Genomic DNA, 669 nt, shown 5'->3' with positions numbered 1-669 from the left:
CTTTCCGCCGGGGCGGGGCCGCCGATATGAATGGCCTCATCCGCCATCTGCACATGCTTGGCCGCCGCGTCCGCATCGGAATAAACAGCAACGCAAGATACGCCCATCCTCTGAGCGGTTTCCATAACCCGGCAAGCAATCTCGCCCCGGTTGGCAATCAGGATTTTGTTGAACATAGCTTACCCCTCAACCGCCAGATCTTCGACAAGTCGAAATCGCTCGCATAGCAGCACCATCTCGGGATCAAATCCGCCATTGCGTTCGAAATACTGGCGATGACCCTCTCTCCATCCCTCAAGCGTTTCATTTTCGCCCTCTGCCAACGCGAAATCCTCGGTTACGTCGCAGTATCGGCAGGTCGAGACCTCGACCGTTTCGATCACCAAGGCCGGACGATCATCCCATTCCATCGCAATATCCCTCCGACCGACCACAGGAGTGTCAGGGCTGCCTTCGGGATAGTCGGGCAACGCACCACAGGTTGCCGTTTTCCGCCCTGATCGTACCAATGCCAGCAGCTCAGCACTCAGCCGGGCATTGTCACCAAACTTGAAAGTCTGGGCACCCGGATAGCGTGCCATGACGTCATTCAATGAAACGTTCATCTTACATCCTGAACACGCCGAAACGTGTCTCCTCTATCGGGGCGTTCAGTGCGGCGCACAGAGA

At 56.7% G+C, this 669-nt stretch carries 2 protein-coding genes; both read right to left on the bottom strand.

The features are described 5' to 3' along the window. Window positions 1-176, bottom strand: a 176-nt coding sequence (locus ACR1XY_RS24730; protein ID WP_480597503.1) for a biotin carboxylase N-terminal domain-containing protein, incomplete at its 3' end; no start/stop codon positions are given. A gap of 3 nt (window positions 177-179) precedes the next feature. Then, on the bottom strand, window positions 180-605 hold the full coding sequence (locus ACR1XY_RS24725; RefSeq protein WP_480481790.1) for an ASCH domain-containing protein: 426 nt from the start codon (window positions 603-605) through the stop codon (window positions 180-182). Window positions 606-669 lie beyond the last annotated feature (64 nt).

It is taken from the genome of Ruegeria sp. AD11(2025), from assembly GCF_056542405.1.
This window is presented reverse-complemented; position numbering and strand designations above follow the sequence as displayed.